At 65.3% G+C, this 12,274-nt stretch carries 15 protein-coding genes, 1 tRNA gene and 1 pseudogene; 10 read left to right on the forward strand and 7 right to left on the reverse strand.

Going from position 1 to position 12,274, the window contains the following annotated elements; genetic code table 11:
* Positions 1 to 208, reverse strand: a pseudogene (locus Y704_RS24585) (chitinase); the annotation flags it as partial.
* Positions 209 to 424: 216 nt separating this feature from the next.
* Between Y704_RS24585 and Y704_RS0113840 the strand changes: the two are divergent.
* Positions 425 to 1,843 (forward strand): dihydrolipoyl dehydrogenase family protein, encoded by a 1,419-nt coding sequence (locus Y704_RS0113840; RefSeq protein ID WP_026550559.1) that lies wholly within the window; start codon positions 425 to 427, stop codon positions 1,841 to 1,843.
* On the opposite strand, the gene Y704_RS0113845 is transcribed toward Y704_RS0113840, so the two are convergent.
* From Y704_RS0113845 to upp, 3 genes are all read right to left on the reverse strand, one after another.
* Positions 1,844 to 2,383 carry a SixA phosphatase family protein gene (locus Y704_RS0113845; protein ID WP_026550560.1) on the reverse strand — a complete coding sequence of 180 codons (540 nt, stop codon included), beginning with the start codon at positions 2,381 to 2,383 and terminating at the stop codon, positions 1,844 to 1,846.
* A 45-nt stretch (positions 2,384 to 2,428) separates the two neighbouring features.
* Positions 2,429 to 3,259, reverse strand: a complete 831-nt coding sequence (locus Y704_RS0113850) for a winged helix-turn-helix domain-containing protein (protein WP_026550561.1) — start codon at positions 3,257 to 3,259, stop codon at positions 2,429 to 2,431.
* A gap of 460 nt (positions 3,260 to 3,719) precedes the next feature.
* Positions 3,720 to 4,355 carry a uracil phosphoribosyltransferase gene (upp, locus tag Y704_RS0113855; protein ID WP_026550562.1) on the reverse strand — a complete coding sequence of 212 codons (636 nt, stop codon included), beginning with the start codon at positions 4,353 to 4,355 and terminating at the stop codon, positions 3,720 to 3,722.
* 23 nt (positions 4,356 to 4,378) lie between these two features.
* Here upp and tadA point away from each other — a divergent pair, with 23 nt between their 5' ends.
* From tadA to Y704_RS0113870, 3 genes are all read left to right on the forward strand, one after another.
* Entirely contained in the window at positions 4,379 to 4,885 is a 507-nt protein-coding gene (tadA, locus tag Y704_RS0113860) for a tRNA adenosine(34) deaminase TadA (RefSeq protein ID WP_051477094.1), read from the forward strand.
* Between the two features lie 49 nt (positions 4,886 to 4,934).
* The gene (locus Y704_RS0113865) at positions 4,935 to 5,420 is read left to right on the forward strand and encodes a pyridoxamine 5'-phosphate oxidase family protein (protein ID WP_026550564.1); all 486 of its coding nucleotides are present in this window, start codon (positions 4,935 to 4,937) and stop codon (positions 5,418 to 5,420) included.
* A 62-nt stretch (positions 5,421 to 5,482) separates the two neighbouring features.
* Positions 5,483 to 5,570 (forward strand) — tRNA-Ser (locus Y704_RS0113870).
* Positions 5,571 to 5,631: 61 nt separating this feature from the next.
* On the opposite strand, the gene Y704_RS0113875 is transcribed toward Y704_RS0113870, so the two are convergent.
* Together Y704_RS0113875 and Y704_RS22865 are read right to left on the reverse strand one after the other, a co-directional pair.
* Positions 5,632 to 6,735: a site-specific integrase gene (locus Y704_RS0113875; protein ID WP_026550565.1), complete on the reverse strand. Its 1,104-nt coding sequence runs from the start codon at positions 6,733 to 6,735 to the stop codon at positions 5,632 to 5,634.
* Positions 6,722 to 7,246 (reverse strand): helix-turn-helix domain-containing protein, encoded by a 525-nt coding sequence (locus Y704_RS22865; protein WP_081747667.1) that lies wholly within the window; start codon positions 7,244 to 7,246, stop codon positions 6,722 to 6,724. Before Y704_RS22865 ends, Y704_RS0113875 begins: the two co-directional genes overlap by 14 nt.
* 30 nt (positions 7,247 to 7,276) lie before the next feature.
* Between Y704_RS22865 and Y704_RS24590 the strand changes: the two genes are divergently transcribed.
* The 6 genes from Y704_RS24590 (at position 7,277) to Y704_RS0113905 (ending at position 11,779) form a co-directional block, all read left to right on the forward strand.
* Entirely contained in the window at positions 7,277 to 7,570 is a 294-nt protein-coding gene (locus Y704_RS24590; protein WP_253904349.1) for a helix-turn-helix transcriptional regulator, read from the forward strand.
* On the forward strand, positions 7,567 to 7,743 hold the full coding sequence (locus tag Y704_RS24100) for a hypothetical protein (RefSeq protein ID WP_155850376.1): 177 nt from the start codon (positions 7,567 to 7,569) through the stop codon (positions 7,741 to 7,743). The genes Y704_RS24590 and Y704_RS24100 overlap by 4 nt, the downstream gene beginning before the upstream one ends.
* 22 nt (positions 7,744 to 7,765) lie before the next feature.
* On the forward strand, positions 7,766 to 8,755 hold the full coding sequence (locus Y704_RS0113890) for a helix-turn-helix domain-containing protein (protein WP_155850377.1): 990 nt from the start codon (positions 7,766 to 7,768) through the stop codon (positions 8,753 to 8,755).
* Positions 8,756 to 8,969: 214 nt separating this feature from the next.
* Positions 8,970 to 9,323 carry a WhiB family transcriptional regulator gene (locus tag Y704_RS21405; protein WP_035772848.1) on the forward strand — a complete coding sequence of 118 codons (354 nt, stop codon included), beginning with the start codon at positions 8,970 to 8,972 and terminating at the stop codon, positions 9,321 to 9,323.
* Between the two features lie 805 nt (positions 9,324 to 10,128).
* Positions 10,129 to 10,398, forward strand: a complete 270-nt coding sequence (locus Y704_RS0113900; RefSeq protein ID WP_026550567.1) for a hypothetical protein — start codon at positions 10,129 to 10,131, stop codon at positions 10,396 to 10,398.
* A 220-nt stretch (positions 10,399 to 10,618) separates the two neighbouring features.
* Positions 10,619 to 11,779 carry a phage major capsid protein gene (locus Y704_RS0113905; RefSeq protein ID WP_026550568.1) on the forward strand — a complete coding sequence of 387 codons (1,161 nt, stop codon included), beginning with the start codon at positions 10,619 to 10,621 and terminating at the stop codon, positions 11,777 to 11,779.
* 119 nt (positions 11,780 to 11,898) lie between these two features.
* Here Y704_RS0113905 and Y704_RS24880 read toward each other — a convergent pair.
* A partial coding sequence (locus tag Y704_RS24880) for a hypothetical protein (protein ID WP_216698986.1) occupies positions 11,899 to 12,274 on the reverse strand: 376 nt, incomplete at its 5' end.

Here is a 12,274-nt window from a genome sequence, read left to right on the forward strand (position 1 = left end):
TGTCGGCAGCACCCGAGACGGACTCGGCGGCGTCGTAGGGTCGGCAGTAGTCGGCCCACGCATCCGACGCATCGTCGGACCCGTTGGTTACGGCTTCCTGGGCCGTGTTCGGCTCGAGGCGGGTCAGTGTCCCGGAAGGGACGTTGCCGAAGGCGTAGTTCAAATGACTGAGGTTTCCTGCAGCGCCGGAATCCTGGAGGGCCCTCATCGTGAACCGGCGTCCCTACACGCCCCACTGGGAAAGTAACCCACGCTCCGGTAGCCGTTGATGCGCGCCGGTTCCCTGGCGGCATCCTCGGACTCAGTTTTCCGCAGGTGCACTCCTCCTCCTTCTTCCCGTTACTGCCACCCGGCAGCGGAACTCGGCGGCCAGCCAAGGCTGCGGCGGGTTGCCTCTCCCGTGTCCGGGTGGAAAGCTCGGCCTATGAGCGAATCCCAGAGTATCGACGTCATTGTGATCGGCGCGGGCGCCGTCGGCGAGAATGCAGCGGGCCGGGTGGTGGAGGCGGGGCTTTCCGCCGTGCTGGTCGAGGCCGACCTCGTGGGGGGCGAGTGTTCCTACTGGGCCTGCATGCCGTCCAAGGCGCTCCTTCGGCCGCCCGCCGCGCTCGCCGCGGCACGCTCGCTTCCCGGCGCACGGGAGGCCGTGACGGGCACGTTGGACGCGCAGCAGGTCCTGGACCGCCGCACCGAATTCACCTCCGACTGGGATGATTCCTCCCAGGTCGACTGGGCGGCGGACGCCGGCGTCACCCTCCTGCGCGGCCGGGCGAGGATCAGCGGCGAGCGTGAGGTGGAGATCACCCACGACGACGGCGTCACCACCGTGCGCGCACGCCACGCCGTCGTGCTCGCGACCGGTTCGACACCGATCGAACCGGGCATCGACGGCCTGAAGGGCCTGCCCTACTGGGGCACTCGCGAGGCGACGTCGACAAAAGCGGTGCCGGCGAGCCTCACGGTGCTGGGCGGCGGTGTTTCCGGGGTGGAACTGGCGCAGGCCTTCTCACGGCTCGGGTCCGAGGTCACCATCGTGGCCCGCAGCGAAATCCTGGGGAGTTACCCGGCGGAAGCTTCCCGGCTGGTTCGCAGGGGCCTCGAGAAGGAGGGCATCACGCTGCTCACCTCCATCGAAACCACCGCCGTTTCACAGGACCAGGCCGGGCTCTTCACCGTGACCCTGGGCACCGGCCGGAAGATCACGTCCGAGAAGCTCCTCGTTTCCACCGGCCGGCACCCCAATACCTCAGGCCTCGGCCTCGAGGACCTGAGGCTCGACCCCAAAGCCCTCGAGGCGGACGACACCGGACGGGTGAGGGACGCGGGCGGCTGGCTGTATGCCGTGGGCGACGTGGCGGGCAAGGTCCTCCTGACGCATCAGGGCAAGTACGAGGCACGGGTCGCCGCAGATGCAATAGTTGCGCGCGCCGCCGGGACGCTGGGCGATGCCGCCGGGGACTGGAGCAAATTCGCCTCCACGGCCAATCGCTACGCCGTTCCCCAGGTGGTCTTCACCGATCCCGAGATCGCCATGGTCGGCCGAACCCTGGAGCAGGCGAGCAAGGCGGGCATCCGTGCCTCGGAGACCTCCCTCGCCATCGCCGTCGGTGGGTCGGCCCTTCACTCCGACGGCTACGAGGGCTGGGCCCAGATGGTGGTCGACGAAGAGCGCAAGGTACTGGTGGGGATGACATTCGCCGGACCGGACGTCGCGGAACTGCTGCATGGTGCGACCATCGCCATCGTGGGAGAGGTACCGCTGGACCGCCTCTGGCATGCTGTCCCGTCCTACCCGACCATCAGCGAGGTCTGGCTTCGGCTGCTGGAGAAGTACGGGCTCTAGCTAACCCCGACGGGAGGCGGTCGCACGTCGGACGACGAAGTCGGTGACATCGGTGTCACGCGCGTCGAGATCGGCCCACTCGTGCGGATGCTGCAGGACGGTGAGGCCCGCCGTCGGATAGTCGGTCGCAAGGTCCATCACGGCGTCCTCATCCGATTCGACAGAGGCAAGGCGCATGGCGAGATCCTGTACGCCCGGCAGGTGCGCGATCACCAGGAGACTCGTGACGGTGGACGGCACCCTGTTGATCAGCGCGAGGATCTCCGCCGGACGCGCCGCATACAGCCCGTCCTCCAGCCTGGGCGTCGGAGCCTTGTCACCGAGCTCCTTGCAGACCCAGGTGCACGTCTGGCGTGCACGCAGCGCCGACGAGCACAGGATCAGGTCGGGGACGGCGTCGTTGTCGACCATCCACCGGCCGATCAGCGGTGCGTCGGCATGGCCGCGCGAGCTCAGCGGACGCTCGTGATCGGGCACACCCTCGCTCCACTCAGCCTTGGCGTGTCGCAGCAGCATCAGGCGTTTTCGGTGGGAAGACATGGGCGAAAGTCTATCGGCCCGGGCGCGGGGCCGGCCGGCGCACCGCTAGATCGAGTACTCCGGCGCCGCCCACACCACGACTTCCGGGTGGTCGTAGAAGCGGTACCCCTGCCCCCGGACGGTGCGGACGGTATTCGCCAGGCGTCCCAGCTTGGACCGGAGACGCCGGATGTGGACGTCGATGGTCCGTTCATTCGGCACCTCATCGGCGTTACGCCACAGCCCGCTCAACAGCTCCTCGCGGCCCACAGTCCGAGCGGCATTTTCCACCAGGTAGTTCAGGAGCTCGAACTCCTTAAACGTGAGGTTGAGCGTCTCCCCGTCGAGGTGAACTTCCCGCCGGGCAAGATCAATCAGGACGCCGGTAGGACGGGGGGTGGGGGCTGCGGCGGGGGCGCCGTGCTGCGGCTCGCGCGGACGGCGCTCAACTGTCGGATCGCCGAGGGCGGCCCGAACCACGTCGATGTCGCTGCCCGCGGCGTCGGCCGGGGCGAGCGCCACTGCGGCGTGGGTCCCGGCAGTGGAGATGATCGAACGGACATAGGCGCGCGCGTCCGCTGCCAGCCTGGAAAGGGTGGTGCCATGGTCGGCCGCCGTGCCCTCATCGATGGCCACGTACAGGACGAAGCCACGTGCGGTGGTGTCTGCTGAGACGGCCTGCGGCCCCGGCACGCCGTTCGGCGTGACGACGGGAATCGGCGCCGTATCGGCGGTCGGGGATGGACCAGCCACCGGGGTCAGCGGCGGACGCGACGACGGCGCAGGGTAGACGGGAGGGGCAGCCTGGCCATAGCCGGTGTAGCCCTGCTGCCGGGTGCCGGCCCGGTTCTGTGGAGTGCGGAGGGAGATGTGGACGTAGCCCGAAGAAACTGTCATGAAAACAACCTCAAAGTGTTTGCCGTCATTCCGGCGCGAATGCTGGGGTGTGCCCGGTCGGGATGATGCTTCAGTGGAGCCCGCCGTTGGGCTTGGGGGTGCGGAACAGGGCTGGGATGAAGCCGTTACGCGCGCATTCGAAAACAGCGGGTTCCCGCGACGGGCAGGGAGCCCACGGAAGGTACTGCGGCTGCAGGTGCTGTCGGTGTGGTGTTCACCCTCACGATTATTGCACGTAACATTCCAGTACCCGCAAGTAACAAAGGTCCGCACATCCTCCCCGCACCCGTTCCGAAGCTGCCCCGCTCATTGGACAAACGCGCAGCGGGCATCGCATCGGAACCGCAGGGGCGTCGTTTTTTCTCTAAAATCATTGCGGAGGTTGCAGAATGTCTTGGCAGAAACGGCTACATACCCCAATCGCAGAGATTCAGCGACCGGCTGGAGACGGCAACCGCTGTCAGCCCACCACGCCGTACAGCCGGTCCCCGGCATCGCCGAGACCGGGGACGATGTAGGACTTCTCGTCCAGCTTCTCGTCGATCGAGGCGAGGACGATGGTGACGTTCCTGCCCTCGAGCTCCTCCCGAAGTGCAGCAAGGCCCTCGGGTGCCGCCAGGAGGCAGATGCAGGTGATGTCAGCCGCTCCGCGTGCGAAGAGGAACTTGATCGCCTCACGGAGGGTTCCTCCCGTGGCGAGCATCGGGTCGAGGACGAACACCTGGCGTCCGGTGAGGTCATCCGGAAGGCGCTCGGCATAGGTGATGGCCTCGAACGTCTCCTCATTGCGTGCCATCCCGAGGAACCCGACCTCAGCCGTGGGAACAAGGCGGGTCATCCCCTCGAGCATGCCGAGACCCGCACGGAGGATGGGCACCACGAGCGGCGTCGGCTTGACCAGCCCGATTCCTTCGGTCGAGGTGACGGGAGTTTCGATCCGCACCGGCTCCACCCGGACGTCGCGCGTCGCCTCGTAGGCCAGCAGGGTGACGAGCTCTTCGGTGAGGAGGCGGAACACCGGCGACGACGTGTCCTTGTCCCGGAGGACCGTGAGTTTGTGGGCTACCAAGGGGTGGTCGACTACCAGTACACGCATAGCTCAAAAGTACCATTGAGCACATGCCCCCGACCCGACCGAATCCCGCCGCTGATAGCGCGTCCCACGAGCAGTGGATGGGCTACGCCCTCACGGCGGCCCGGAACGCTGCTGCCAGCGCGGACGTCCCCGTCGGCGCCGTCGTGATGGGCCCGACCGGCGCGGTGGTGGGCACCGGCTGGAACCGGCGCGAGGACCTGGGTGATCCGACGGCGCACGCGGAGGTGGTCGCCATCCGCGCCGCAGCGGCGGCACTGGGAAGCTGGCGGCTCGAGGAATGCACGCTGGTGGTCACGCTCGAGCCCTGCGCCATGTGTGCGGGTGCGTCGGTGCTCGCGAGGATTCCGCGCGTCGTGTTCGGCGCCTGGGATGCGAAGGCAGGGGCGTCGGGCTCGGTCTTCGACGTCCTGCGCGAGAAGCGGCTCAACCACTGGACCGAGGTGTTCCCCGGCGTCCGTGGAGCTGAATGCGCGGCACTGCTGACGGATTTCTTCGCCGGCCACCGCTCAGGTTCCGGCGCCGGACAATAGTGCGTAGGCTTACTATTTCCGGATCAACCGCACTTCCAAGGAGTACAGAGTGGATACCCAGCAGGACGGCATGAAGGAAGTACACAAGATCCTTGACACAGCGGACATCGCGATACTCACGACGGTGAACCGGGAGGGCCGGCTGGTCAGCCGCCCACTCGCGCTGCATGGCAAGGACTTCGACGGCGACCTCTGGTTCTTCACCGAGGATCCCTCCCCCAAGGCCGATGAGATCCGGGCGAACCCGCAGGTCAACGTCTCGGTGAGCTCGGGGAAGGGCTACCTTTCCATAGCCGGAACGGCGACCCTGACGAAGGACCAGGCCAAGATCGACGAGCTGTGGGGTCCGACGGTCTCCGCCTGGTTCGAGAACGGCCGCGAGGATCCCACCGTCGCACTGATCCGGGTGGACGCCGACACTGCCGAATACTGGTCGATGGATGCGCCCCGCGTCGTCTCGGCCGTGAAGATGGTGAAGGGTCTCGTCACCGGGTCGAAGCCCGACACCGGCAAGAACGACGTCGTCGAGTTCTGATTCCGGGAGCAGCTGCCGCCGTTTTGGGGCTGGCGCGCCGGATCCGGTAAAGTAGCGGAGTTGGTGACGTGTCCGAGCGGCCGAAGGTGCAACACTCGAAATGTTGTTTGGTGAAAGCCAACGTGGGTTCAAATCCCACCGTCACCGCCAAAGAGAAGGCCCCTACTCCCCCGCTATTGCAGGGAAGTAGGGGCCTTCTCCTTGCCCTCGATTAGGCGCGTGGCAACATTCTGGCAACACCCGCAGAAGAGACAGCGTGATCTAGAGCGTCTGCGACGGCGTTTAGGTCTTCGTCGAAGAGCTCCGCGTAGACGTCCAGGGTCATGGCAGCCGAGCTGTGCCCGAGCATCCGCTGCACGGCTTTCACGTTCGCTCCGGACGACACTGCGAAGCTCGCCGCCGTGTGCCGTAGGTCGTGCGGCGTGATGCGCGGTATCCCCGCGCGCTTCACTGCGCCAGCAAACCAGCTCATGTTGTCCTCGTGGACGCGCGCGGACCGCAGGTAGCCGCCGTCCGGGGCGGGGAAGACTAGATCCTCCCTCCCCTTCCCCTGGCACTCACGGGCCAAGAGCTCCACGAGGAACCGAGGGAACGGCACTGCCCGGCGCTTGTGGTTCTTCGGTGTGCCGACCTCGATTCGAGAGCCGACCTGCACGGCGTTCTCCTCGACCAAGATTCGTCGTTTCAGCATGTCCAGGTGGCGCACTCGTAATCCCGTGGCTTCACCCCACCGCAGCCCGCAGTAGGCCAGCGTGAGGACCAGGGCCGGATATTTCGAGGCCGCGGCCAGCTCGTGCACTTGCTCGTGCGACAGGTAGACGTGCGGCTTCCGCGTTTTGCGCGGCAGGTTCACGCCCCGCGCGGGGTTGGTGAGTATCCGCCGGTCTGTCACTGCCTCATCGAGGATGCCGGCGAGCACGCCATAGACACGGATGACGGTCGTCGCCCCTCGGTCCGCGCCGAGCTCGCTCAACCAGGACTGCACCGCCGTCTGCCGGATCTCGCTGACGGCGACATAGCCCCACTTCGGTAGAACGTGGACCCGCCACGCTGACTCGACGGGCCGCAGCGCAGACGGCTTCAGGTGAGACTGCCGCGCCAGCCACTCCGGACCGAGCTGGCCGATGGTCGCGCGTGCCGCGCCGGGATCAATGAACTCCCCGCGCGCTTTTGACACCTCGACCGAAGCTAGGAACAGCTCGGCGTCGCGTTTCGTGCGGAAACCCCGCTTGCTGGTTTGCTTCCGTTCGGGCGTCCTGTAGATAACCCGGTAGCGCCGACCGGCCGCCGTGTCGTAGGGCTCAATCGTCGCCATCAGCCGCGCCTCGCAGGTCCCGAGGATGCTTCACTAAGCCGGTAGCTCGCAGGTCATCGTCCGGACGAGGCATTGGTGCTATCGCCGTCCTGAACTCACCATCTCTGTGTGTGCGCAGCTCCTTGTATTCCTCAAGGCTGTCGGCCTCGACATCGAGCGGCCAGAGCGCGCGCTCGCCCCGTGCCCACGCCCACAGGTCAGCCGTCGATTGGAGGTGCACCCCCGCAAGCTCGGCCACCCACACGGCGGACTCGACGGGAGGGAGCAACAGCGCGTTGGGACTCACCCCGAGAGCCACGGACAGCGCTGTCAGATCGTCCACATCGACGCGGCGCTTACCGTTCTCGATCCGGCCAAGCGCCAGTTTGGGCAGCGGGTGGTTGATCCGCCTCAGCTCTGTCTCTAAATCCAAGAGCGTTCGCCCTGTTTTCTTCCGGTAGCGCCTGACATTGAAGGCAACTATTCGACTTGTGGCCTCAGCCGCTTCTGAGACGGGATCACTCGATTCCATGTCCCGAGCCTACATCCAAAAATGATCCCAATGGAATCATTATTGACGCAAAGGGATCGAGAATGTATAAAAGATGTAACAGGATCGAAAAATGATGCTTCACCGTCAGAAAGCGCAGATGCCATGTCTACCGAGCTCCTTACCCCCGCTCAACTATCCGAGATGCTTGGCAAACCGGAACGTTCGCTCGCGCAGTGGCGCTATCTGGGAATCGGCCCACGATTCGTGAAGATCGGACGCGCGGTTCGATACCGGGATGCGGACGTCACTTCTTGGTTGGAAGCGCAAACTCGCCAGCGGACCGGCGAACAGGCATCAGCATGAGCACCTATACCGCTGCCGATCTTGCCGCCGCATGGAACTCTGGCTACTGGCATGGGCTCGACCACACCGGACCGGTGAACGATGCCGCGATCAACGCGCGCAACCCCTACACCCACGACAACGAAGCCGCCGCCCAGGCTCCCATAGACGACGGCGGCGGGGACAGTGACTAACCAGAGCAACACTAGGCACCTAGTGGGCATTGGTCGCTTCGAGTGGGAACGAACCTTCGAGCGTGTACCCACCGGATCAGGCGGCATCAAGCCGACAACGAAGTACGTAGGATTTGTGCTCGCGCGGTATGCGACAGCAGACACCGGCAGGCGGATCTACCCAGGACGTGAACGGCTCGCGGCTGTGATCGGGAAGAGCGTGCGAACGATTGACGGCGCGCTCGATGAGCTCTGTGACGTCGGTTTTCTCGAACTGGTGAAGAAGGGCGGCCGCGGTGCGGGAGGCCGAGGCTTCGCGACGGAGTACCGACTCACGCTCCCGAGTGACCTAACTCAGCGCATGACACTCCTCAATCTGGACCGGGACGACCTCCCCTTGAACGATCACTCGCAACCCACTGCGAGTGATGAGAGCGTGGCAGGTTTCGATCAGTCGCAGCCCACTGCGAGTGATGATACTGACCAGTTGCAGCCTTTGACCCCATCAGGCGCAGTTTCGGACTCGATCAGTCGCAATGGGCTGCACCCCATCAATCAGTTACACCAATCAACCTCCACCAATCGTCCGGATCGCAAGGCCAGCCGCTCGACGGGTAAGCAACGGGGAGGGGAGGAAGATTTGATCCTCCAGAAACTCGCCGGGCAGGGCCTCGACTCCAGTGAAGCGCGGGCGGTGCTGGAGTACACCAAGAACGATCCAGCCACGATCTCTCCCCGGAAACGACTCCAGCAGTCCGCCTATCTGAGGGCATGCCGGGAGGCCGTCAAAACCCAGCACCGGAACGCATTTGAAGCCGGGCCGAAGTGCGAGAACCATCCGTGGGCGGTCGCAACGAACTGCGGCCCCTGCGCGGCGGACGAGATAAGCGAGGCACCCGACACCCTGCCCCTGGACGATCTCGTGCAACAGGCGGTCGAGGACTTTCGCCTCGAGAACCCAGGCCTATCGGCGCGGGAACTCGCGAAGCGCGCCGCCGAGATCTACCAGGAAATGAAGGGTAGAGCCGCATGAGCGAGCCGCAGCTGTTCCGGCTACCGGACCGCGACCTTACGGATCTTGGGCTCTCCGTACGGCAACCGGACCCACCACCACACCGCTGCACGGGCGGGTGGTTGGGCGAGGACGAGGCCGGGGATCTCATCCCCTGCTTGAGGTGCCGCCCCCACCTACGGAAAACAGACGCCGGGTGGACCGTCACCCGCACCACTCCCAGGGAGGAGCACCGATGACCACCACCCCCGCCACAAGGACCACCCCCACCAAGGGAAAGCGCACCCCCAGGATGGGCAGACTGACTCCGCTGCCAAGGCTGACCAAACTACAGGCGCTCGACTACGGGAAGCTCCTCACTGCTATCACGCGCACCGCAGGCACCGTGCCTTGCCAGTCTCCGGACAACGGGGACCAGTGGATCTCCGAGGACCGAGCAGAGGCGATAGCAGCAGCGGCCAAGTGCCGAGCGTGCCCTGTCCTCGAACAGTGCAACCTCTACGCGACCACGCACACTGAGGCTTCCGGCGTTTGGGGCGGCAAGACACCCAACCAGCGTCGCCGCAAACCGAAGGCGGTTGCGTCGTGAACCAGACACCTGACCAAAACACGGGCAACGAGCAGCAGCCATCGACCGCACCGACTCCGCAACCGATCCGAGCTGAACCGTGCGAGCCGCGCCATCAGGGCCACCAGCCGAACCAGGGAAAGGACACCGAACCAGCACGAACCCCATGGAAGCCACAGAAGCCCCGCCAGCGGGACGGAACGGGGCCGGCCGGTCGATCACCCAAGGACGACAAACGCCCGCGGGAGAATCCACGACAGCCACACCATCAGACCCAAGGGGTAAGGGGAGTCAGAATCATCACCGCTCGATCCCTCCCGAGTCGCGACGGTCCCAAGGCGGCGAGCCGCACAGTTTGGGGACCCCGCCTCGGAATCGAACAGAAACCCCGCCCCCCGAAGGCTGGCCGGGTCTGCGCGTACCACCTCTGCGGCAATCGCCTGGACGGGATGAAGCCTACGGCTGATTACTGCGGCCGGGACCATAAGCAGGCGGCGAAGCGGCACCGACGACGACAGACGAGAGCGGCTGCGGGACGGACCGCTACCTGCTCCGTGTGCGGCGATGTCGTGGCCGTGACAGCCCGGCACGGTGCTCTGCCGAAGTACTGCGCCAAGCACCATCCGAAGCAGCCGTGCGCGGGCTGCAGGAAGACCCTGCGCCATCACGCTGCATCCCCGTTCTGCCGGGCTTGTCAGACGGCGAGGCGACCGGTCCCTCCTGCGCGGAACTGGACCTGCCTCTGCGACGTCTGCGGGGCGCTCTTCGAGGCACCTGCCGGGACCAACTTCTGCACCATCCACACCACCACGAAAGAGGACGAACCATGAGCACCGAACCCACTCACACGACAACCCAGTTCAGCACCGCGCGGGACGCGGTGACCCTTGCCCGGCTCGTACTAGCAGGAGACGAAGCGGGAACGCACGACATGATCCAGTCCCTGCTGCACGATCCTGCATCTATCCCTGGCGTGCTCTACGGGCTCTCCGGGATGATCGCTCACGCACTCCCACAGGATGCCGATCCGGCCCTGTTTTTCGACGGAGTAATCAGGATGCTCGATGCTGCCGAGAATGACGCCGCAGGGTGTTAATCTGGGGGTAGCCGATTAACCCGGCGCTCTAACTCCATCCGAGGCCCGCCGCCTCTGGAGTCCGCCTGAGCCAGCCGAACCGATCCGCTGATCAACCGAATCGCACCGCGTAGAGCGTGCACCTACCCGCATTGGTGCCCACTGACTCCGCGGCTACTCATCAACGCATTTTTCACTTACCTGCACGCCTCCATTCGGCGTCGCCAGAACAGGACTCGTCATGAACAGGAAAGATCGTCGTACAGCACTGCTAGCCGAAGCACGGACCCTCAGCGAGAAGGCCGCCGGTCCTAACGGACTGACCGCCGAAGACGTCACCCGCGCCAAGGCCATCCAAACCGACGTCGAGGAACTGACCAAAGCCATCGAAGCCGAAGACGCTACGCGCGTGGCGCTGAAGTCGATGGTCGCGGCGGAACTCGGCGGGGACCACACCGAACCGGGCTCCAAGGCCATCACGGTCGATGGAGGCGCCTCCAGTATCTCCGCGAAGTCGATCATGGCCGGAGTCCAAGAAAAGGTCGGCACCGGCTCGCTCAAGGCTGTCACGGCCACAGGCGGGAGCGTCACGGTCCCCGTAAACCAGGGCGTCGCGGCCATGTCGCAGTCGAACTACCTCCTCAGCAACCTCGTGACCATCTTCCCCGTCAATGGTGAGGACGGAGACGGGGTGTCGTACCTGCGTCAGACCGGCCGGACTCTCGCCGCCGCCACCGTCGCGCGCGGTGCGGAGAAGCCGAACTCGTCGCTCTCCTTCGAGAGCGTCACGGACGCGTTCGCTACCGTCGCACACCTGGCCGAAGTACCCAACCAGTACCTCGAGTCGTTCGGGAAGTTCTCCCAGATCATCGAGTTCGAGATGCTCTACGGCATGGCTCTGGGCCTCGATGACCTGATCCTCAACGGAGGCACCGACGAAAACGGAGAAGCCGTCACCGGGCTACTGGGACTCACGGGCGTGAAGGTGCAGGCGTTCACCACGGACAAGCTCCTGACCCTGCGCCGCGCTGTCGGGCGCATCCAGAGCGAGGGCACGCAGCCGACCGCTATCGTGCTTCACCCGGACGACTGGGAAGAGATCGAGACCACGAAACTCGCGGACGGCGACTACCTGCTGGACGGCACTCCCACCAACGCGGGCAAGCCGTCGCTGTGGGGCGTCCCCGTGCAACTGGCACCCTCCGTCGGGGCAGGTAAGGCAGTCATCGGCGCGTTCGACGCCAGCACCATCGGGCTCGCGAACCGGGGCGGCATCAAGCTCCAGTGGAACCCCTTCAAGCTGGACCACCTGAACCAGACCGTCCTGCGCGTCGAGGGCCGCTTCGTCCCCGTCATCGCACGGCCGGCATCCTTCGCCGTCGCCACGCTCACGGCGGCGTAACAGAATCGCCGGGCGTTTCCCTAGTACGCGTCCGGTGTAGCTGACTAGTAGCCGTTGCGGAAGGCGAACGACAGCGAGAAGGCCTGGCGACATCTGTCGCCAGGCCTTCCCCTAGGGAGCTACTCGTCCATTGCTCCACCTGGTGGGTACACATAATCCCCGACCATCCGTATACCGGCCTCGATCGTGCCGTTTCGGCCACCGCTCTTCGTGTGGGTGTACCTCCGCGGAACCCCGCAGGCGACCGCGAACTCGTGTAGGTCGAAATTTGGATCGGCGTGCTTGAGCACCTGAGCTGTAACCCACATGACATTCGTGCGGATGCAGTCTGCCTCGACGTCGGTAAGGACCTCTTTACCGCGGTTTGAGTCTTGGTCGCGGTGGTGTCCGGCTCGGTCAAGGCGGTATGGCGCGTCTGACCAGTCGTGGTTGGCGATTTCAGCGGCAAATTCGGTTGCAAGGCGGTTGAGCATGGTTCCTCCGATTGGAACAGTC

Source organism: Arthrobacter sp. Br18 (assembly GCF_000520555.1).
GTDB lineage: Bacteria > Actinomycetota > Actinomycetes > Actinomycetales > Micrococcaceae > Arthrobacter_D.

Excerpts from the sequence above, each read along its gene's own strand:
- tadA (WP_051477094.1), top strand. The coding sequence starts at position 4,379 with ATGCCCCCGACCCGACCGAATCCCGCCGCTGATAGCGCGTCCCACGAG.
- Y704_RS0113900 (WP_026550567.1), top strand. The coding sequence starts at position 10,129 with ATGAGCACCGAACCCACTCACACGACAACCCAGTTCAGCACCGCGCGG.
- Y704_RS21405 (WP_035772848.1), top strand. The coding sequence starts at position 8,970 with ATGACCACCACCCCCGCCACAAGGACCACCCCCACCAAGGGAAAGCGC.
- Y704_RS0113845 (WP_026550560.1), bottom strand. The coding sequence starts at position 2,383 with ATGTCTTCCCACCGAAAACGCCTGATGCTGCTGCGACACGCCAAGGCT.
- Y704_RS0113840 (WP_026550559.1), top strand. The coding sequence starts at position 425 with ATGAGCGAATCCCAGAGTATCGACGTCATTGTGATCGGCGCGGGCGCC.
- Y704_RS22865 (WP_081747667.1), bottom strand. The coding sequence starts at position 7,246 with ATGGAATCGAGTGATCCCGTCTCAGAAGCGGCTGAGGCCACAAGTCGA.
- Y704_RS24100 (WP_155850376.1), top strand. The coding sequence starts at position 7,567 with ATGAGCACCTATACCGCTGCCGATCTTGCCGCCGCATGGAACTCTGGC.
- upp (WP_026550562.1), bottom strand. The coding sequence starts at position 4,355 with ATGCGTGTACTGGTAGTCGACCACCCCTTGGTAGCCCACAAACTCACG.
- Y704_RS0113905 (WP_026550568.1), top strand. The coding sequence starts at position 10,619 with ATGAACAGGAAAGATCGTCGTACAGCACTGCTAGCCGAAGCACGGACC.
- Y704_RS0113875 (WP_026550565.1), bottom strand. The coding sequence starts at position 6,735 with ATGGCGACGATTGAGCCCTACGACACGGCGGCCGGTCGGCGCTACCGG.
- Y704_RS0113850 (WP_026550561.1), bottom strand. The coding sequence starts at position 3,259 with ATGACAGTTTCTTCGGGCTACGTCCACATCTCCCTCCGCACTCCACAG.
- Y704_RS24590 (WP_253904349.1), top strand. The coding sequence starts at position 7,277 with ATGGAATCATTATTGACGCAAAGGGATCGAGAATGTATAAAAGATGTA.